Origin of the sequence: Pseudomonas versuta (assembly GCF_001294575.1) — a bacterium.
Classification (GTDB): Bacteria; Pseudomonadota; Gammaproteobacteria; order Pseudomonadales; family Pseudomonadaceae; genus Aquipseudomonas; species Aquipseudomonas versuta.
The window spans coordinates 719,385-740,748 of the sequence record NZ_CP012676.1 but is presented as its reverse complement, the minus strand read 5'-3'; the positions used below and the strand labels follow the sequence as shown (position 1 = coordinate 740,748).

Sequence of the window (21,364 nt, the reverse complement as noted above, 5' to 3'; positions counted from 1 at the left end):
GAGAAAATCAAGATAGAAGTAGTTTCGATACGATGAGCCTTCAAAAACGCTCTTTGAAAACTATATAAAAAGTTTTTAGATCAGATCTGAGGGTCCGAACCGGAACGAAAACCTAGCGCTTAGATAAACTTCAAGAAGATGCGGCGGATAAAAGCGATAGACACGAGCAACACATGCCGTGTGTGGCTTCCAGGAGACTGCCCCCCAAAGTCCTAACATACTCATCCTTTTGAACGATAGAAAGGGGCGGTCTACACCTCTGGCCAATACTTAGCCCAGTAGCGGGTCATGGAAACGATAAGCGCGGCCACGCTCATTGATTGGGGCTAGGAGCGCCAGTGCCGCACGGTCGTTTAGGCCGTGATTGCGCAGAGCGCCATATAGCTGGTAGAACTCACCATTCAGATCCCCGGCAAAAATTCCTGGATCGTCCGATCCGAGAGAAACCATAATTTCTGGATCTCCTTCTTGAACAAAGCCCGGAGCGCGCATCCAGCGTAGAGAGTGGTGCTCACTAAAACTGTTGTACTGACTGATGCGCACATTGCTTGATGGCAGTGTTTCGATGATCACATTGCGGTGAGCGACTTCACGCATTAATGCCTGCTGGAGATGCAGATAGGTGGCCTCATCGAAATAAGCCGCGTCAACACTCTGCAGTGTCTCACTTCGCTCCCACAAATCTCGATCGCTGAGCCATTCCCACAACAGCTTTAAGTGTTGAGGGCGGCTTCGTTTAGCATCCATGACCCTTTGCGCCTCACTCTGCCAGAGATCACTTAGCGGAGTTATGCCTGGGGACCAATCTGTTTCTAGGGCAGCCTGTACAAAGCGAATGTTTAGGTGCCGGAGTTCCATAACGGCCTCTAGTGAGGTACAGCTCATTTCTCGGCGGAACACTTCGCCTGCGCATTTAGTCAAATCATCCGCCACACGCGCGGCTGCGACTGCTGCGCTTGGTATGGTACGAAGCAGACGCCACGCGGCCAGCAAGTCCAGCATCCATTCGCCTTTCTTGATCACCAACTGACCCGGCATACGCTCCAGCCACAGCTTGGGCGAGATACCCATCGCTGTTCCATGACCTATGCGGTCACCGTCACGCAGATCAAGAAGCTCCAATGCGTCATATATGGTGCGAAGCCCACTCAAAAGGTGCGCAAAGTCCTCACCAGCATGATAGGTGCGGTGAGTGAGGCCTGCCCGCTGGCACACACGATAGCAACTGGAAAATATCTCAGGAGGAGCATGTAGTTCATTTGCAGCGGCATCGATTCCGCGTATCCAGCTTCTCAGGCGGGGCCAGCGAGCTAGGCATTCCAGCAATACATTAGTTGTAAGTTCAAGCTCCAAACGTTGCTTATAAAAGCGGTACGGACCTGCCTTTCGGCCGGGCGTCCAAGATTTTTTTATGAAATGCACAACTAAAGCAAGGCGGTGGTGCGAGCGATCAAGGGGCGACGTTTTGCGAAAATGTTCTTCTAGCCTCTCCAGCAACTCACCAAGTTTACCGGGCGACGGATTTACTCCACGCCCCTGAGGATCTTGATTATTTAGGTAACACCAATAACCGCCCAAAACAGCTTTGAGCAGCTTGTGGTTCTTACGTAATGTGTTTTTAGGTGACAGTCGACCTTCGAGATAGGTAGTGCGACTTACGTTATTCGCTTTGCCATGCATGGCCCAGAAACGAGGCAAATAGTCCTCCTCGGCGGGTTCCCGCAACTGGTTGTACGTAAACTTCTGAAACTGATCGAAACCAAATTGCTCTTCGCTTTGCACCAGAAGGCGATAATACTGGTTTTGGAGAACTAGATAAGTGTGGAACATGCGATCGAGCGCTACGCTAGAATGATTCATGCTCCTGCGTAAAAAGTGTTGTATCCAATACAACTCGTCCGCCGCGCTACTATTCGCTGAAAGCTGCAATTGTGCCGGCACTGGTTCCGGCACTTCCTTCTGTAGGCTTTCGTCGTCCATCAGCTCAATGAGATCATGGGGAAGTTTGACTTCTGCGCTGAGCGTACCGGTCGCTGCCGCCACCAGCCACTTTCTCAAGCGGCTGGCTGCGACTAGTTGACGATGCAATTCAACAGGCGAGAGGTCCGGGTCGATGGATCGCGCTAATTCACGAACTGCTACTGCGTCGGACGCGCTGAGGCTGTTCCACTTTAGACTGAAGTCCTTGGTTTCCTGTTTGGGCGTACGAAGTGCCCGCAGCCAACAATTCTCCGCATGCGTGCTCCCATTAAGGTGCATATGCGTCTCATGCAGTCCCTCACGGCCTAAGTAATCTTCTACAAAAGGGTCGTATGGGCTGACGACAGGCAGATTCTTGCTAGCCCAGCTTTGCGGAGGCTCCCAGGGCCATTGGGTCCGCATCTCGATTGCAGGCTGTGGGTGAGGCAGCACTGAGGCTTTTGCAGCCGCCAGCAAAGGCAAGCCTGATATGCGACTGACAACACTTTGCTGCCAAGCACCAAACTTCTGTTGCCTAACATACAAGGCACCGTGCCGGTGCTCCAAAAACTCATTGCTCATTGCCTGCAATGCATTTATCAATAGGCAAGCTCTGTCTCTGTTAGCAGCCTGTTGTGCCAGCAATTGCCAGCTATGTTCAAAAACGTGATCAGGTAAGCGAGCCGACCAAGGTAAATGCCCCAGATACGCCGCCTCACGTAGTTCTCGCAAGCTAAGAGGCTGATGAAACGGCGTCTGCCGCAACAAGGCAAGTACCTTGTTACTGGAAAGAAGCGTAGTGCCTATCTGAGCAAGAACTGAGATAGGCTGTTCGCGCATGTCGTTATTCAAGGTCCTACTGACTCCTCATCAGAGCTGTCTTGAGGACGGTCCTGGGTCGGCATATTTTTCCATTTAGTACCGGAAATGTATGTTTTGTTGATTTTTTTCCAAGTGTTCGTAGAGCACATCAAATCTTTAGCTTGAAGCGCTAAATTTTCAGGCCGTGAATCGCTTGATTCTTCATGCGCATCCAATGAAGCAGGGAGACAGGACAGAAGAGCATCGACCAATTCCTTCGCTTTAGGAGTTGCCTGCAATAGCCCTAAGAGCAAGGGACAGGTTGCAATGAGGTAGGTCAGAGGGAGCTCTTTGCGAGAGTCACTGATATCCTTGAACTTATCAATAAAAGCTTTGGCTGACGTCTGCGGATTAGTACGATCCAACGCAGAACTACTGTCAGTAGAATTTGTACTGCTACTTAAATGGTGATCCTGCTCCTCGATGTAGACAGCATTGATGACGCACAAAGCAAAAAGCTCCATGAGGCTGGCTGTTCCCGTTCCCGTCGACATAGAGGAGACCTTCGATCGGTTGGCCTCACACACTTTCTCAAGACTGAAATACAGGCGGGTCCAGATCTTTCCGATCAGTACAGCCGATGGGTTCAACTGTTTGCGGGTTTCTACAGTTACGGTAAGCCAATGTTTGATCGCTGTTTCGAGTGTGGTGAGCTTTCCTGCGTCCCCAGACGCATCTTGCTCGAGCTCCTCTTCATCAGCCGTGTCGGCTTCCCATTGGGGTTGGGATACGCTCAACGGAGGAAACGGCTTCGGTAACACACTAAGTACAGGGTATTGGCCACCTTTCGGTTGAAGTGAGAGCAGCCGGGCTATAAGGCCAAGGATATTGTAGATCGATGCATAGGTCCGAGATGATGTTCCCGATACATCCACAAGGCTGAGCGCGAAAGCTGGTAGTTCGTTGAATTCTCTGATGACGCTAAGAGCCGACCTATAGCCAGATTCGCTCTCAATAGGGGCGTGGTCAGGCTTGCCTTTGTTAAGGCCAATGATGCCGGAGTAGACCAGTGGGTTTTTCGGGTTAGCTCCATGAGGTGCAGAGAGAATTGCTACAGCGTGGCGGGCCCAATTCAAGGCGTCCTCTTTGCGTCCGATGCCCATATATTGTTCGAACTGTATGCGTAGGGTCTGACGAGCTTCTGCAGTCTGGAGTTCTTTACCCTTGCGCCTTAACACCCGTCCGAACAGCGCCACGCTGCCAGGTGCAGCCAGCATGTAGTCGATTAGCGCTGCCGGTTTCTCCGCGCATAAACGTGTTACATCCGCGGAAAGTGCGGCAAAGCTGTTCTTGAGATCAGCGTCACTTGGCTGGGGGCGGAGGTACACAGCCGTGTCGAAATCGCCGTCACGTATTGCCAAGTCAAACACGGCCTTGGTAAGTGCAGGTAGTTCGTGGGCTGCGATGGCGTCAACATCCACACCAAACTTATACAAGCTGCCCAAAGCTAGCGCACGTAAGCTCTCGCTCAGAGCTTCGGAAAGGTTTTGACTCCATGTGTCAGGGCCTTCTGGGTCATAGTAGGGCGCGCATCGAGACAGCACTTGAAGCACCGAGCGCAATGGCTGTTTTAGTAGGAACTCTCGATAGAGATCAAGATCACGCGGATTTTTGATTCGCAGGCCGCGCCGGATCAAAGTGCCGACTAATTCATTTGGAGTTAGCTGCTTATCCCATTGAGAATGGGCCAGTCGGAACCGGTTTTCATCATATTGAAGAAGATTCCACAGCGGTCGCAATTGCAAACGACGGTGCATGGGGAAAAGCTTGAGAAGATATTGGTCTTCTAGATGATCGACCATCTTATGACGCTGGTCTGCGCGCTCCTTCGCCTGACCATGCTTGGCATCGCCTAGGCTCTCATAAAAGTGATCCCTGACCATTAATGAATACAGTTCAATGTCGCCGGTTACAAGTACCACTAGGCGTGGAGTATCGAGGTACTTACGTATGCATTCGAGCACGCTACGCGCGTGGTGCGCATGGGTATCGGCGTCGTCAAAGGCGAGGAGGAGCGCATCAGTGCCTAGAACCTGGCAGGCCAAATCGAGAAGCGCGTGGAGGTTTTTGCGCAGCTCCGCACTGTGCCCTGCCCGCTCCAAGCCCCACTCAAAAAACAGTTCCGGGTCTAGATCCTGAAGTTGATCGTGGTTCTGGGTAAAAAGGCTTAACCCTCCTGCTAGTTTCTTGAACTGCTCGCGGAAGTGTTTGAGTAGGTTTTCCTGGTCCAAGCTAGAGCCGTTTTTAGCACACTTAATGCGGTCTTTAAGGGCTTTTAAGATGCTCAGTAGGATGATTTCACTGTGTTCAATGCGGCTTGGATCGATATAGGCCAATCGGCTGACGCTGGGCTCGGTCTTTTCATTTCCCAGTGCGTCAAAGGCGCTTTGCAAGAACGTAGATTTTCCTGCGCCGCGGGTACCATCAATGAAGTAAACCAATCCGCTGCCATACGGATATTCATTTTCTATTCGAGAGGCGTGTTGGAGCTGACGGAGCTTCTTGGCACTATCTAAATCTGTCTTAATGCGCTTCGCAAGCGTGCTGTAGCTCTGATGCTGAACGAGCTGATTTACCTCAAGCTTTGTATTGCTATCGCTGTGATCGAGATCGATGACGATCGAAGTCGAGTTTTCGGCTGATGCGCTCATGTACGTCCTAGGAAATATATATGGCTACGAAAAGGTCAAGTGACCACCATAAAAGTTACAGATAAGAGCATTTCCATACGGATCCTTCCTTGAGCAAAGCCGCTTGAGTAACGCTCGTGAACGGAGCGGGCAGGCGTGCCAACCATCCGAATGTCGTGCACAGAGTCAGATAATGGCCAATCGCCCCTGGCTGTTCAAGGCCTAAACGACTTTTTGCTAGCCTTCGTTGTTGGCCGAGGCCCGGATCATATCTTTCATTCAAAACTCAGATCCGATTCGAAAATTTCTCAACCACACATCACTACTTTGACATCCCCCACGGAGCTTCGAACCATGTCATTGCAGTGCCCTCGCTGTCATTCCCTCAAAGTCGCTTCTTTCCATCACGCAATGAAAATCGGCGCGGCCATTGGCACCCTAGGCGGAGCTGCTCGTGGCGCCTGCGCCGCACTTGCTGGCAGTCAGGCAGGGGCGCTAGTCGCCGCCATTACCGGCCCACGGGGAGTTACCCTCGGAGCCGTTTCTGGCGCGATTCTCGGCGGGCTTGTTGGCGGCGCTGGCGGCTGTGCATTAGGCGCTCAACTGGGCGATAAGCTTGACCGTCATGTACTCGCCCACAACCTCTGCCTGATCTGTGGGCATCGCTTCAACCTCCCTGCTTAACCGTTTCCCACTTCTCTTTTTATACGTCCGGACAAGGCCACGCGATGCGTGGCCTTTATGCCGGCTCGCACCCTAAGGAATCGTAATCATGGCTCATCAAGTCGAACAAATGGCTTACGTTGGTGCGACTCCGTGGCATGGCCTCGGCAGTCAACTGACGCAAAAACAACCTATTGAAATCTGGCAGCGTGAGGCCGGTATGGACTGGCAAATCCAGGAAAGCCCGGTTCACTTTAAGGCCGATGCTATCGGCCATATGGGCAGCATTCACTCATTCCCGGAACAAAAGGTGCTGTACCGCTCCGATACCAAAGCACCGCTGTCGGTAGTTTCCAACCGCTATCAAATTGTTCAGCCGCGTGAGGTGATGGAATTCTATCGAGACCTGACTGAAGTGTCCGGCTATGAGCTGGAAACGGCAGGTGTTCTGAAGGGAGGGCGTAAGTTCTGGGCATTAGCGCGAACCGGGCAGAACGCCATCTTGAAGGGTAACGATCAGGTTAATGGCTACTTGTTGCTGGCGACCTCATGTGACGGCACCCTCGCGACCACAGCCACGCCGACCACCGTTCGCGTGGTTTGCAACAACACGTTGAGCATTGCTTTGGATGGTATCCCCCATGCAATCAAGGTCCCACATAACACGCGATTCAATCCGCAGACTGTGAAAAAGCAAGTCGGTATCGCCGTTTCGCAATGGGACGAATTCATGTATCGGATGCGCGTGCTCTCCGAACGCAAAGTTCAGTGGCCTGAGGCGATGAGCTTTTTTATGGAGGTGCTATGTGAGACCCATGCCCATGATCCCATTCCCGACGTACTACCCAACAAACGAGCGTTGGAGAAGGTTCAAAACTTGTACGAGGGCAAAGGTCGCGGATCAAACATGGAGTCCGCTCGCGGCACCGCATGGGGCCTGCTAAACGCAGTAACTGAGTATGTCGATCACGAGCGTCGTGCCAGGAGTTCAGAGTACCGGATGGACTCAGCTTGGTTCGGGCAGGGAGCGCAAATCAAGCAACGCGCACTCGACTCGGCTCTTCGACTAGTTGCCTAAAATTGTTTTCGACCAACATGCCTGAGCGATCAACGCTCAGGCATTTTTCCGCCTGAAGGAAAATACGATGAATTTCATACGCTTTGTCGGTCTGCTTTTCATGTTTTTCGGCATTCTGGCCAGCTGCCTATTGGCAGTAGCACTAGCAGTTCTGATGGCTCGCTCCTGGCCAATCCTGATTGCAGTGCTGCTGGCGGGTTTGCTATTCGAGCTAATCACGACAGAAGCAGGGATCGAATTAACTGCAACTGCCCAATCCTGATCTCAATCAAGCTACTTCTGCTTCATGTACGCAACCAACTGCTCAACCATGCTCATGATAAGCAACCGTTCAGCGTGGTTGAGATCACTGATCAGATCAGCCATGCGACTGGCCTGATCCGTAGAGCGGGTACTGGTTTCGGTTAGTAACTCCGCTGTCTCGCAGTCAAAAATCGCGGCGAGCTGCATCAGTCGTGAGATGCCAGGCATGACGATACCGCGTTCAGTACGCGACACAACGTCAAAGCTAACCCCCAATTTTTCCGCGACCTCATTTTGAGTTAAGCCGCAGCGTTTGCGTTGCTTGGCAATGGCCCGTCCCACGACCACTGCCAGTTGTCTTTCTTCAGTGCCCGACATACCGCCCTCCAATTGGAGCGGAATGGTTGGGCATTGGCCCCTGGACAGGAATAGCGAATTATGTCGATACTCGACATAATTCGCCAGCACCAAGCTATTTATGCCGAAACAAGGAGCCCGCCGTGCATGACAGCCCAGCTTCGCAGAAGAAAACCGTGTTCCACAGCCCCCACGCTGCACCACCGAACAGCAAATCGTCGGCAATACCGCTCTGAACACTGCACTAAAGCGTAGTTTTTGGGCGCCATGCAAACCCAACCCACAATCAGAAAACCGAGCACTAAGATGAATATTAAAACCTCACTAATTAACGCAATGCTAATAGTAGTTTTACAGGCAGGTGTAGCCATCACAGCCGCTGCGGATGTGGACGTTCGCGTATGCGATAAGACACCGACCCCCGCTCCTATATTGTCGATCAAACATTTCAACTGTTCTCTTCCAAACTCCGTATATCAATCGGTGAACCGGCCTTACGTAGATCAAAATGGAAATCGCTTCATTAAAGCGGTTCCAGGATTTCGACTTACCAGTTGCGATAGCGCGGGAACATGCGCACATCAAGGCGAGTTTATGGGGAATGCACCCGCCGGACTCTACGGCGTTACTACTGGATGGTACTTGGGCACAGATACTTCAGGCGGTGTCGTGGCTTATAAAGAGGGTACTGGTCCTGGATATGGAGGACAGCAGTTCCAACCGCAGCCTGAGAAGGAGACATCATCGCGCTCGGCAGACATAAAAAAAATGGAGGTTGTATGCATGGCAACAGCGGTTTTTAACTGTTCGATCGATGGGCAAGACATCGAAGATCAAGATCTACCTAAATATCTTCCACTGGTGGATAAAAAGGATGTAAATAAAAAAGGTGGTAACTGCGATTCAGTACCACTTTGCTACGATAAAAATATGATGCTCTTGGGTCTCAACAAAGACCTATTTTAAACTTATGAATATCACTAACAACTGGAAATAAAATGGACATCAGTGTTTATTCAGCCAGCGAAATATCTAACGAGGAGATTTCCTCAATGATCGTAGAAAAAAAGTCTTTCAAAATAAAAGAAATCGAATCTGATTTTTTTGGTGACACCGTGAAAACTATAGAAAAGCTAATTGAGTCCCAAGGACTCACATGTCGAGTGTATACCGCAGGACGCATAGCAGCCCTTGGAGTCGGTGTAATTACTATCGTTGGTGGGGTAGCAGCCGGACTTACAATTGCAGCTCACAACATTGCAACCTACAATCCAGACTACGAAATAGCTAAATTCTATCCGACAACGCTAGCCATCACCTACAAGAAATAGAAACTCTCCCCAGTATAAATCAACCTTATGCCTTCCTTAGCTTTGCTAAGGAAGGCATAAGGCTCAAAAGTTTTATTTTTGGATAGCAACTGGATCATGACTCCGCTCGTGGCTCTTCTAATTTGCATTAAATAACAGAGCAGTACTTACTAGTAACTATTATTTCAAGAGCATTTCGAATAGCCCTTTCCTTCCATAACTATTAAAGCAAAGAGGTATCAGCCGCATACCGTATGATTTAGGGCATCTGAGACGAGTCGGCACGCCAACCTTTAGCCGCAACGTCAGCTCTAAAAGCTGCCGCATTCCCAGTATGTCCAACAGCGTTCTCTTCAACTTCTGAATCGTCCAAAATCATTCAGCATCAATACACTAAGACAGACTGCTAAATCAGCGACAGACAGCTTATTTTCGTCAACTTGATTGACCACTTGCATTCGAACTATTCAGGGCAAAGCTGGTTGCTCATGGCACATCCTGACAAGCCTCATTTTAAGGCTTAAAGGTGTCTACGAAATTAGAAGCATTTATTCGGCGGTTACAGTCAGCTTGCGAGATAATTCCAACGCATGGTGTAAAATCAAAACCTCCTACATGGAAAATTCATCTGACAACACGCCAGACATTTGCTCTTTAATTTTCAGTCCGCACCAACCATTCTCTACTAGAGATTGCAATGACAAAACAACTAAATTGAAGCCGAATTGCGATACTTCAAGAAGCTTTTTGAAATCCTCATGTAAGCTTTGATCCATGACTTCATTTTTCATAGGATGGTGCACTCTGTACCCGCCGTGCACAAAAGCACTTCGGTAGTCGTACATTTCACGCAAGCGTTTCTTCAACATTCCTTTGCCCTGATCATCTAGCTCTAAGAGTGTTGAGATCCGCTCAACTAGATTAGTGAAACCTTCTCCTACCTTTGTACCATATATCGCCTCTAATGCATGAAATGCCCAAATAACCCAAACTACATCTGCATCTGCCCCACAGCAAATATGCAAGACTGAAAAAATTGCTTTCTCTACGCCAGACTCGGCTCTTTGCCTGACCCCCACATTTAGTTTCTTATACCAATAAACAACCGTTGCCAAAGGTAATATTCGAGGCGCGAAGAGTGAGTCCCCTGCCAGCAAACTTCTAAACCCTGACTCAAAACAATCTGCTGAAAGTCGAAGCTCAGTAACTAGCCCTCTTCCCGCATCGATACGTACACCAAGAAAATCGCATACACCTGGGCGAGCAATGTTTAGGATAAAGAAAACATCGTACAGGAACTGCTCAACAAAATGGCTAACATACCACTGTTGCCGACCGAGATCCTCATCAGTCTCCAAAGTTACCTTCACCACAAATTCCAATTCTGGAAATAATGCAAATTCGATTTGTTCTATGGATAACGTATGACTTAGCTCCGCAACATTGAGCGATTTAGTATTAATTTTGTACGCTTCAATAAAAGGAGAAAAATCGCACTCAATAATAACTTTAACGTCGCCATGTACATAGTGCCAAGGCCCAATTACGCTGACGGCTTGCTTCAATAATTCCATATCTCCAGACTTAATCTCCTCCCAACGCTCATGCTCATCTAAGCGCCCCCATCCCCTCCTGCGAACCGTCACCAATGAAACCGCCACATTAACCCCCTTACGCCAGTTATTATTTAGAAAATATAGCATCAGCACTTGGGGATCAATCGTGAGAATGAGGGCGTAACTGCGAGAGAGCACTTATCCTCTTGGCCATTTCAGAGAAATGGGAAATTGGGGCAGCTAATGATCACTATTAGCCGCGAGAAGCATCCTTCGACGCTTCCATGAGAGCTAGGGATCATTAAAAGAAAAGCCAGCGATAAAATGAAGAAACCCGACTCAAAGCTTTGCTTGCTTGCGTTGGAAGCGCAGCAATTGGCGTCCGCGCATCAATCTAGGGCTTGTAGAGCATCTAACACTTAATCGCCCTGTAAAAGTTCTCGTATGCGAAACCTTTTACAGGGCTCGATCATGGAACCTTACCTTCTGCACGGGTGTGATCTAGCCATGGAAGACAGCTTTAGCGGATCGGCCCCATGCATTCCGCAGGATGCTGAGAAAATTGCTGTGGACATGAATCATCCCCCTGCTAGAGAAGCCGAAGAGCATGCTTGGTTGTCGGTCGCATCCGTGGGAGCAGTCTTCGCTAAAACTGTCAGGTGAGCTATTCCCTGTACGGTTTTGCAAATCTATGGGAACCCCCATCTCTCACATACCACTGAAGGTGATAGCATAATGCCGCCACCCTTCACACCCTTGTGGCCGTTAGGAAGTAGAACTATGGCAAAGGATTCATTTCATTACGTCGACAAGGATTTTGGCTCACTGTATTCGGCCGCGCTGAAAGCGGTAGCCGACCAAGGTATGAAACTGAAATTCACAGACCGTGCAGGTGGCGTTATCAGTTGTGATTCAAAGTGGAGCATGAAGAGCTTTGGTCAACAAATTAACCTGACAATAGCCACTGACAACCCCGGGGCTCTATTGACCATCAATACAATTTGCGGTCAAGCGTATGACTGGGGCGAGGGAAAAAGTCTGATTCAGGAGCTCAAGTGCGCTATCGATGCTCATTTTGAAGCGCTGGTAAATGCAGAAGCCGTGGACCTTTCCAACTCCACTGCAATGCCAGTGGCTGACGTAGCCAAAGAGGGGCAGGCTCAAGCCGGCTCATTGCGTGAATCATACATACTGCGACAAAAGAGCAGCCGCACTCACCTTTTCTGGCTGTCGCTCGCAGGCGTTGCAACCGGCGTTGCTTCTATTTACTTTCGCCCAAATAGCTTCGCGGCACTTTGGCCATTGGGACTCGGAGCCGCCGGGCTTTTTGTCTGGTATGTGTGGGGGATGTTCGTACCAAAACAATGCGTGAGCTGTGGTAAGCATACCGTTCGCTGCATAAGCTCAACCGATACGCTAATGGGTGTGCGTAGTGAGCAACGCAGCGTGACCAATTTGAATACTCGTCAAGCCGAATGGGCTCGGGTAACTGTCAGCGACATGGAAAATCGTTCAGCTTACCGCTGTACAACATGCAAGCATGACTGGATTGAAATACACCAATACAAGAAGGATGGTGGCTAAGCCTCTATAGCCATAGGCGAGAGGCAGCTATGGGTCGATTGTAGCCGGTCGCGAAAGACCGGAACTGGCCGTTCTCTGCCTGTCATACCCACACGGTGTACTGGTCAAATGCGATGCTAATAGGTGGGCAAGCCTGTGCAATTACCCATCAGCTCTTACTTGGTGTCAGGATATGGCCAACACCTGGGTTGTTGGTGATTCTTGGGGAGTTCAACACGGCCCTGATAATTGGACAATTGGTTCTGATGAGCCAGCGGCAACTGCGCAGGTTGCGGGGCAGTCCAGTGTGGAATTTCAGTTTCTGGTGGTCGCGACAAGAATGGGCTTTGTACCGTTCCGCCCTTTAAAGACCATTGTCACATCGACCACCGTATCCATTCCCTCAAAAAACACATCCGCGTTGACCCCATCGAGCCGTTTCTTCAGAGGGGTAGTGCTGGTGATGTGGCGGCTCAGTAGGCTTTCAAAGTCAGCCCTATTGCTATCAATCCAGCTCTTCAGATCGGTTCTGAGCTGATCGATTGGTTTGAGCTTTTTACCCGTGGGCTTTCGCTTGGGTCCTAGCGTGTCGAGAACGCTGATCTCGTCGATTGAGTAGAGAACCGGGACCATGCACAGTTCGGTCCCGTTCTCGTTCTTCAAGATGGCAACAAGAGTCGTGTCGGAAGGCGCCCGATCAAGATCTTTTAGGGTGACGGAGAGTGTCACATCCACCCGATCGAACGGTTTAGGCAGAATCCCACCAATGGTCATGCTTTGAGCGAATTTCGTGATTTGTTGGCTCGCAAGCCTTGCCCAGCCGACCTTCTGTTGATTGAGCACGCATAGGCAACGGCTCGACTTAATCATCCGGGGGAGGTAGATGCCGTTCTTCCTGGTCCACTGGAGCAGGTCAACCTTCGCATCAAATTTCAGTCGTGCAGAGCCCTCAGAGGGCTTTACTGTTCCGGTGTATTTCGTGCCGGAAGGTGCGCCAGACCGCACGGCAGCACCAATTGCAGCTAGGTTCTTAGCCTTTCGTGCAGCTCTCTCTTGTTCCTGCTGATCCCGAGCAACCTGGACTCGGTTGGCTTGGTAGGTATCGGCTTCACCCTGAATCTTGGACATCGCTTCGTTGAATTCTTCGAAAGCCTTTTTGGCTACGCGAACATCCTTCTCCATCCGCAACACCCTGGCCCAGTCGATCAATTCCAGATCCGGGTCGTCAATCCAATCATTGACCACGCTCCGAACTCGGTTACAAGAATTGGCTTTACTGTTATCGAAACAAACACTCAACTCCTTATTTTTCGAGGCCCCCCTGAAGGTAAGGTTCTGGCTGCCGAGTGTGACGAAGTCAGCCTCGTCCATGATGACTTTCGCATGAAGGTCCTTTACCTCGTAAATAGTGCACTTGTTGATGAGCAACAGCTTGAAGGCAGCGATTGTTGACGCCATACAGACGAAGTCCCTTACCTCGAACCGTGTGTAAAACGTTGCTTGCTTCTTGGCCAAGAGCTTAAGCGTTCTGTTTTTTGTGATGTAGGGGGACAGCACTGTCAGAGGCGTGGTGGCTTCTAGGATCTGCCGATTCCATCGAGGAGCCAAATTGGTTCTGATGCGGATCATTCAACCGTCCTTGGTCTGCCTGGGCGCGAGGCGCGGGGTATATAGGAATACCTCCAGTATACCGCCGGCGCAGCTGACCATCACACGCTGTAACCTTGATCGGCAGAGAACGGCCACAAGCGGCCACTGGACAGTCCGCCTCCGAATGAGTAGCGTGCAATCGAATATCATCTAGTTAGAGTTAGCTCATGGTTTCTATGGCTATTCAGGAAGAGGTTCGAAGCCGCCTACGCCGCGCGGAGGACGAGCATGACGTGAAAATGCTTTTAGCGGTTGAGTCTGGCAGTCGCGCCTGGGGATTTGCCTCTCCCAACAGCGACTACGACGCACGCTTCATCTACGTAAATAAACCTGAGTGGTATCTCTCGGTCGGCCTTGAGGAGCAACGCGACGTCATCGAGTATCCGATCATTGACGACATGGACATCAATGGCTGGGATCTACGAAAAGCGCTTAGGCTATTCTGGAAGTCAAACCCAGGCTTTGTGGAGTGGGTGCAGTCGACCATCATTTACGAACACTCTGGATCCTTTCACGAGCGGGCTAAAGAGTTACTGCCGCACGTGTATTCGGTAGAGAGTGGCATCTACCATTATCGCAGCATGGCAAAAACCAACTATAGGGGATATTTGCAGAACCCTCAGGTACCGCTGAAAAAATACTTTTACGTACTGCGCCCCTTGTTATCGGTGCGGTGGCTGGAACAGTTTGATACGCCCGCCCCCATAGAGTTTGACAAGCTACGCGGTGTGATCGAAAGAGAGCCCGAGCTTCAGCAAGCTATTGATGACTTACTTGTGATTAAGCGCGCGTCTCCGGAGATGGGCCTATCGCCCCAGATCATCCCCATCCAGCAATTTATTGAGCGTGAACTGCATCGACTTGAAACCATCAAGCCGATCCGTAGCGAACGCAAAGAAGTTGAACCATTACTTTCCGAACTGTTTCGCTCTGTGCTGAAAGAAACTTGGGGGTGAAGGCTTGCGTCGGAACGCTCTGTAGTGGTCAGGCACATCTGGCTACCTACTCAGACGACGATGTCAGCCTTCGTATCATAATGATGTCCGTTATGGGTCGATAACTGCCTGTCGTGAAGGGCTGCAATCGACCCATAGCGGACGGCCCCAACAGAGCCTGCTTGGGACCCAAAGCTGTCTCACGCGAAGGGCGACAGCCGGCCAAGAGTTGACAGTATCGGCTCAAAATGTCACCCATATCAGAGGCGTGTCAGCGAACACGCAAGGCGGAGATCAACTAACTCGCAGCTGGAACTTCTTTCCGGATCTAGTAGGCTCTGAAAACTACCAATTATCAATCTACTTAGAGTATCGAAAATTATCATGGATGACAGCTACGAGATTAGTAATACTGACGACAGACAGAGCTGTGCTTTGGAAATACAATTAATGGTGGAAGAACTGGCCGCGCTATATGAGCTGCTCAGTTCCGGGGAGTTCTCTGATTGTTACTCTAGAGCACTTTCACTGCTGGAGCGCATAAAGGCGGTCTCTAACGATACATATAGGATTCGCTTGCTGCTCAATATTTCTGGACTTTTGGTTGATGTCGGAAGTATGAGCATAAATAGGGAGTCATCGAATCTAGGGTTAACCCTCATGGAGGAAAATAAACAGGACTTTATCGACGTCTCCGGAGAGGGTGAATATTATTACAATCTAAGTAACGCTCGCGTGGGTCTAATCAAGGAAAGCGACCCATTCAAGCACACATTCAAATCCATTGAAGAACTGATTGACATAAAAGCCCTGTTGTGGAAGTCGTTGAAGTTCCACCAAAAAAAAACCTCGCCCATATTTCCTCAGCTAATGGTAAACCTTGGGAATATTCTAAAGCGACAGTTTAGACTCAGTGAATCCTTGGATTTCTATGATCGTGTCAACTCCCTTTCGTTAGACATCCCCGAAGCATGGATCAATCGATCAGAAGCCCTGATGATGCTCAACCAGGTTTCGGGTTCGTACTCCGTGCAGATGCTCCATGAAGTTAAGTCGGGATACGAAAAAGCCGCTAACTGCGATGGGGTTCCTCCGTCTTGGCGCGCCCACTATAAAACCTATGCCTGCCACTTGGAGAAGAAGATAAATCATACCTGCGAGCAACTCGGCATAGAGGCAGATGATCGTGCGCTTGACTTACACGACACGCAAACAGAGTTCAACGAGCTTACGGACTTCAGAAAGTTTGTACTATCGAGGCATCTTTCTCTTTCTGAGCATGGCCTCTACTGTGCGTGCACGGGTAGTGCTCGAGATAACCTGACGATTCCGAGCTCCTCGGGGATTGTGGGTGATTTTGTTCCTGCAATGGAAATGGTGCTGAATCGCCTAAAGTCAGAATTTTCATTGGCGAGACTATTTTACTATGAACATCAAAACGACATTCAGGATAATGAGTCCAAACACGAGTCCTGCTTTTCAGAACTCTTTAACGGTGAACTCCTGAGCATGGGTGTGGAGAAGCTCAGGACATCATTTAGGCTGTGTTTCGGAATACTAGATAAAATCGGGGCTGCCATTTGCGACCTCTACTCAGTCCATCCGGGCGGTGATATTTATTTTCATAACTTCTGGCGGCTCGAAAAACCTGATAGGCGCGAACTATTTGAGTCAATAAAAACGCCGGGGCTAATAGCACTCTATAGCCTCGCTACTGACCTGAACAAGCATAAGGACGGCGAGCTTGCTTTCTACAAAGACTGGCGAAACAACTTCGAGCACAAATTTGTTGTGCTTTACGCAGGAGAGAGGCCGGTCGATATCTACGGCTCGTTTGAGGCAAGCAAGGACATAGAACTTATTCAAGAGGCTGCGTTTGTCGGGCACCTTGAACAACTTCTCCAAATAACCCGCTCGGCAATGTTCTCATTTGTATTCTGTGTCCGTGAAAAGGCTGAGCGAGATAGAGAAGCTGACGGCATATACATTTCTAACACAATCGACTGGCAAGCCCCTTAGTAACCGTGCAATCCCTTCGGGCGCCCACGCAGGTGATACCGGCCAGAGGCTCGGCGGTAGATGTATGGTAGTGCCACGAGCACCGCACAGGTGCACCCGGCTGTGATTTTTGACTAGTTTGTGACAATTTTCCGGTGGGTTGGATGGTCATAATTGGCTGAAAGCCTCGTGTTACTTGGCTTACCCGGATCATGGCCAGCAGGCAAGAGACTCAACGTCTGCTTTGGGTCGATGCTGTTGAAAAAGTCGATCTGTCCAAACTGTCCGATCATTGACTGGTGAAAACGCCTTTTTTGCACGTTGCTACGTGAAATCCGAGTCCGGAAGCTTCTGCCAAAATTAAAGATTTCAATCCCGGACATGTACTTTATTGATGCGCTAACCATGGCCGACTTTTTCAACAGAATCGGTCGCTTGCAGTCATTCGCGATTGACCGCTTTCGACCCAAAGCTGCTATCGGCGATTGGATGGCTAACGATCAATAGCTACCGGTTTAGGGCGGCTAGCTACCGGTCAATGGGAGCATCGGGTTACCCTATTCGAAACTCCCAGTACGCTCACGCTCCTCTTCGTCCTCTCGAAGCTCTTCCACCGCGATTCTTCGTTCGAGGCTCGCTCTAGCCGTTGCCAATACTGGCTTGAGCTGTTCCTTATTACCGAGACTCAGAGTATCGAGAAGCGGAATCCGTTTCTTCAGAATTTCGGCCAAAGACCCGGACCAGCCTGAAGGCGAAAATCGCTTCAAATAGGCTTCGATGACAGCCTTCTTATCAGGAGCATTAGCAAGCAAAGCGAGCGCGGTGTCCGAAATAACCAAATCAGAATCGTCCACAGAGTCGACATTGGTATGTTCTTCACTTGCTCGACTTCGGGTGTCGAATAGCTTGCAGCTCCGTGCCGCGAACACGTAACGATCAGGCGGCGAGGCATTACACCAATCGACCAATACGTCCACTGGGACTACGCTCAGTGCTGTCTCCTTCCTATCATTGTAAGGGCGCCCAATTACCGGCGACATCTGACGGTAGTAGGCTTCTTCGCCGGGAACATAGATCGCGTCGAGCGCCTGTCGCGGCATGTGCCTGAGGAACAGCGAGATGGCATCTTTGATGGCATCTCTAGCGGTATAACTAATTTCCATCGTGCGTGCGCAGGTAACTAGACCGTTCAACACCTCAAGCGCTGCTTCGGAAGAAGCTAATCGCTTCAGCGAAAACTCCAATATGCTCTCAATGTGGTAACCGCTATTGGCGCGATCCCCAAGCACCTTTCCCCACTCTGCTGAGCGCAGAAGATTCAGGCAAGTTATTGCTAGAGACTCCTTATAAGCATCATCGTGATCTGACGCGCAGTGGACGACCATAGAAAGGACGTCGAGAAACACACCACCTCCATCAGGCAGCAGTGCTATCACACAAACCAACTCGCCAATCTCTGCAACAGAGAATGAGTCGGTTTGTCTGCCCATCCCGAGATAGGAGTATTGCCAGGCAGGAGTATTTCCAGCCTTGATTGATCGGTGGATTCGATTGTAAGCCGCTTGGTTCATCGGTATGCAATGAAGATCCATGATCCACTTGACCCAAATTTCATCAGTCACCGCACTGTCGAGAAACTTCTCGGCACAAGCAGGAGATGCGTGATGCCAGCCGTTGAGCAAGCCGCGTAGGAACAAGACACCGACTGCTCCGGGCGTGGCAGAGGCGATATGTTCCTTAGCCGCATCCAAAAGCCATTTCGGGTCCGCAATCTGCTTTCCAACACCAACCCCCAAAGGAAATGCACTGGCTCCTACCTTGGTTGAGATCAATTGCGGAAGTAACTCCAAGAGTAGGCCGTCAATGGTGGCAGCAGCCTCTCCAAGCTCCTCCAAGACCTGGTTTGATTTGCGGATTCGCTCACCAGCCGTTTTATCGTGCGGATCTGCATCATCGCCATCAAGATCCAGGTCGAAATGGTTCGAGTCTAGAAGTTTAGCTCGAATCATGTCGGGTATAGCCTTCGGTTTGAGAAGCCCCTCCAACTCGCGCAGCTCGTTCTGAACTGACTCATCGCATTTGCCCGAGTCATAGCGAAGGATGCTTTTGACTCCAAACCAACCTTGAGGCCAGCTCACGACTGAAGCCAGTTCTTTTACGGCTGCACACACTTCTGGCCTCAGACTCGTGCCAAGCCAAAGTCCTCTTAAGCGGCGACCCAAAATAGATCTGCAACTTTCAGCAAGGTCGGACTTCTGCTTGCCAATGTCGAGTGCCATGCGGAGGAATGGCATAAACCACGCTTCAACGTCTGATCGGGTTTCCGGAGCCCATCCCTCGCTCCGCTTTCGAGCTCCGAAATCGAATCTGCTCACGGAGGTAAAATGCCCTGCCTCAAGCGCCGCATCGAGCAGCAACAGCCCCAACTGCTCTTGCTCGGTATCGCCAGACTTAAGCAGTTTTATGACGAACTCTGCCCTTTGATTGGGGGAAGCATTCGTACCGGATAACACGCAGAAAAACAAAGACTTCAAAATTTCAACAATAGATTCGTACCCCCCATTTTTCTTCGGGTCCAGCAAGGCAAACCGGACGAGAATATCGGCGGCGATATCGAAGTCTTCTTCTTCGAACGCGATGGCTTTCAATGTATTCGCATACTGAGCACGCTTGCTGTTTTCGCTCGAAAGGAAGCTAGGGACATTGGCAGCCCGTCCAATCGCCGCTAGGGCGATCTTCGGGGATACAGGCGCAATGTTGTGAAAGACCTCATGGCCAATGTCATTGAGAGTCGTTAGGTCGCCAAAACGCCCAGATGGCGAGAGCCAGTCCCGTATAAGCTCGGCGGCTTTTGCGCTTTCATGTAAGTAACCAAGTCGCCGGGAGAACGAGCGGACAACACGGTCGGTAGCAGTTTCGACAAAGACATTCACAATTTGCGATTTGGGAATCGCTTCTAGTGCCTGGGCTGCGAGTCGATTAGCAATCGCGTGTGGCAGAACAGCACGCCATTTACCGCGTTTCTGTACGAGGCCTCTTCGCTGTAGATCGACCACTTTCCTCTGCAAAGTGATCAATGAAACGTCAGCAGCAGCGGCAATTTTGCTGAGCTCTGCCTCAGGGCCATCGTCCTCGCCATCGAACGAGTACAGGATACTGGCCGCTTCCGCACATCTGAGGAGATCTTCATTCTCGACGCTCTTCTGATGGAACAGGCGATTGAACAACTCGGAGTCCCGCAGCCGCGCCAGTTCACTAGTCGTCGTCACCGTCGCTGCCAGTGCAAACGCGACGCGAGCGTTACCGTCTGAGAATGTCGTGATGGTATCAACGTCACTGATTGATAGAACCGGATAACGCCGCTGAAGAAGCCGCTTGATAACGTCATCGGAGGAGCCTTCTAGACGGTAGCACTTCGTGGCCTCTGGTAAGTCGTCGCGAACGTCGTACTCAACAGTAACCAAGCCAATCTTGCTGCCCGATTTCTTAAGCAGCTCGGTGAGCTTCTGATGAGTATCAGCTCCGCAATTGTCCACGACGAGAACACACTGGCTTCCGTCATCAATCAGCGCTTCGAGCATCGCTGAAGGTTGAGGTGATGGCCCATCTGAAAGGTCCGTGTACAGCACGTCATCAACACTCAGCTCAGTCTGATTCGTTTTTACACGCGGATCGAAGAGTGCCTGTACCAATCTCGTCTTGCCGACTCCGGATAAGCCGACAATGCGTACGCTTGTTCCTTTCGACAAGTCGAGCCGCAGGCGATCAATAGTGGACAAGATATTTATGCCCTTCTCAGCGCCAGGAGTGAACACTTTTACTCGCTCATCGATCAGATATTCGGAGTCGACGGTTGTCTCCTGGTAGGCCCAACCTGAGTATGGGCGCCAACCCACAAGTGGCTTGCCTAGCTCGTGTTTCACCCAAGCTACGATCGCTGGGTGTTGCTCGACCCAGTCTGCAATCTTTCTTGCGTCATAAAAGGCAACCTGCGGCGAGGAGCCTAGGCCGTTGGCCAACAAGCAATCTCTAATCGCATTAAGTCGTAGATTGAGAGCGGACTCGGAGGTGTCGTCTCGCGTCGCAGCAATGACGTAACTTCCTTTGGCCGCAGCGAGGTCTCGTATTGCTTGTCTTAGCACTCCCTTGGGTGCCATTTCCCCAGGTATCTTGCTAGGAGGGAACACTTCGGCCTTTACCTGAAAGGCTGTGTTGTCATTGGGTAGATAGCCAGATATCCCTAGTGGCGGATTCATCTCTACCCTTACGTCCACTCCCCCATCTTTTGCTCTTTGATCGCCACCCCAGGTGACGGCCGACTCGGAGCCTCCGTGTTTGCGAATCTCAGCCCGACACAATCTTGCGATCAGCGCGCGCGCCTGCTCGTCGTTTAAGGCTTTTATATCCGTTGTGTCTACTTGAAATAGTGTGTGCATTCGAGGGCCGTCAGGCTGGACTGAAGCCTTAGCTTATAGCCTGAGGGCGCTTTTGGCGCAGAAAGGACTGGCGAGACGAAATAGTCGAGGGTCGGATTCCATCCGGCTAGCATGACTGCAATCCA

The 21,364-nt window shown here is 50.5% G+C and carries 14 protein-coding genes; 8 read left to right on the top strand and 6 right to left on the bottom strand.

Going from position 1 to position 21,364, the window contains the following annotated elements; all coding sequences use genetic code 11:
* Positions 1-270: 270 nt before the first annotated feature.
* Both AOC04_RS03465 and AOC04_RS03460 read right to left on the bottom strand, forming a co-directional pair.
* Positions 271-2,811 carry a hypothetical protein gene (locus AOC04_RS03465; RefSeq protein WP_171970597.1) on the bottom strand — a complete coding sequence of 847 codons (2,541 nt, stop codon included), beginning with the start codon at positions 2,809-2,811 and terminating at the stop codon, positions 271-273.
* Positions 2,808-5,471, bottom strand: a complete 2,664-nt coding sequence (locus tag AOC04_RS03460; RefSeq protein WP_060691168.1) for a hypothetical protein — start codon at positions 5,469-5,471, stop codon at positions 2,808-2,810. Before AOC04_RS03460 ends, AOC04_RS03465 begins: the two co-directional genes overlap by 4 nt.
* 333 nt (positions 5,472-5,804) lie before the next feature.
* On the opposite strand from AOC04_RS03460, the gene AOC04_RS24070 reads away from it, so the two are divergent.
* The 3 genes from AOC04_RS24070 to AOC04_RS03445 all read left to right on the top strand — a co-directional run bounded on the left by AOC04_RS24070 (position 5,805) and on the right by AOC04_RS03445 (position 7,453).
* Positions 5,805-6,134, top strand: coding sequence for a hypothetical protein (locus AOC04_RS24070; protein ID WP_060691167.1), 330 nt, complete (start codon positions 5,805-5,807; stop codon positions 6,132-6,134).
* Between the two features lie 88 nt (positions 6,135-6,222).
* A complete protein-coding gene (locus AOC04_RS03450; protein WP_060691166.1) occupies positions 6,223-7,191 on the top strand; it encodes a DUF932 domain-containing protein in 969 nt (322 codons plus the stop codon).
* A 67-nt stretch (positions 7,192-7,258) separates the two neighbouring features.
* Positions 7,259-7,453: a hypothetical protein gene (locus AOC04_RS03445; protein ID WP_060691165.1), complete on the top strand. Its 195-nt coding sequence runs from the start codon at positions 7,259-7,261 to the stop codon at positions 7,451-7,453.
* 11 nt (positions 7,454-7,464) lie between these two features.
* Here AOC04_RS03445 and AOC04_RS03440 read toward each other — a convergent pair whose 3' ends face one another.
* Complete coding sequence (locus AOC04_RS03440) at positions 7,465-7,812, bottom strand: helix-turn-helix domain-containing protein (protein WP_034120722.1); 348 nt, start codon at positions 7,810-7,812, stop codon at positions 7,465-7,467.
* Between the two features lie 285 nt (positions 7,813-8,097).
* On the opposite strand from AOC04_RS03440, the gene AOC04_RS23715 reads away from it, so the two are divergent.
* Together AOC04_RS23715 and AOC04_RS03430 are read left to right on the top strand one after the other, a co-directional pair.
* Positions 8,098-8,757, top strand: a complete 660-nt coding sequence (locus AOC04_RS23715; protein WP_125878537.1) for a hypothetical protein — start codon at positions 8,098-8,100, stop codon at positions 8,755-8,757.
* A 32-nt stretch (positions 8,758-8,789) separates the two neighbouring features.
* Complete coding sequence (locus AOC04_RS03430; protein ID WP_060691163.1) at positions 8,790-9,122, top strand: hypothetical protein; 333 nt, start codon at positions 8,790-8,792, stop codon at positions 9,120-9,122.
* A gap of 590 nt (positions 9,123-9,712) precedes the next feature.
* Here the strand turns inward: AOC04_RS03430 and AOC04_RS03425 are convergent.
* Complete coding sequence (locus AOC04_RS03425) at positions 9,713-10,855, bottom strand: hypothetical protein (protein ID WP_060691162.1); 1,143 nt, start codon at positions 10,853-10,855, stop codon at positions 9,713-9,715.
* 582 nt (positions 10,856-11,437) lie between these two features.
* Here AOC04_RS03425 and AOC04_RS03420 point away from each other — a divergent pair.
* Entirely contained in the window at positions 11,438-12,241 is an 804-nt protein-coding gene (locus AOC04_RS03420) for a hypothetical protein (RefSeq protein ID WP_060691161.1), read from the top strand.
* A 294-nt stretch (positions 12,242-12,535) separates the two neighbouring features.
* On the opposite strand, the gene AOC04_RS03415 is transcribed toward AOC04_RS03420, so the two are convergent.
* The gene (locus AOC04_RS03415; RefSeq protein ID WP_060691160.1) at positions 12,536-13,849 is read right to left on the bottom strand and encodes a phospholipase D-like domain-containing protein; all 1,314 of its coding nucleotides are present in this window, start codon (positions 13,847-13,849) and stop codon (positions 12,536-12,538) included.
* Between the two features lie 188 nt (positions 13,850-14,037).
* On the opposite strand from AOC04_RS03415, the gene AOC04_RS03410 reads away from it, so the two are divergent.
* Together AOC04_RS03410 and AOC04_RS03405 are read left to right on the top strand one after the other, a co-directional pair.
* A complete protein-coding gene (locus AOC04_RS03410) occupies positions 14,038-14,826 on the top strand; it encodes a nucleotidyltransferase domain-containing protein (protein WP_060691159.1) in 789 nt (262 codons plus the stop codon).
* A 363-nt stretch (positions 14,827-15,189) separates the two neighbouring features.
* Positions 15,190-16,824 (top strand): LA2681 family HEPN domain-containing protein, encoded by a 1,635-nt coding sequence (locus tag AOC04_RS03405; RefSeq protein WP_060691158.1) that lies wholly within the window; start codon positions 15,190-15,192, stop codon positions 16,822-16,824.
* A gap of 536 nt (positions 16,825-17,360) precedes the next feature.
* On the opposite strand, the gene AOC04_RS03400 is transcribed toward AOC04_RS03405, so the two are convergent.
* Positions 17,361-21,239 carry a hypothetical protein gene (locus AOC04_RS03400; RefSeq protein WP_060691157.1) on the bottom strand — a complete coding sequence of 1,293 codons (3,879 nt, stop codon included), beginning with the start codon at positions 21,237-21,239 and terminating at the stop codon, positions 17,361-17,363.
* Positions 21,240-21,364 lie beyond the last annotated feature (125 nt).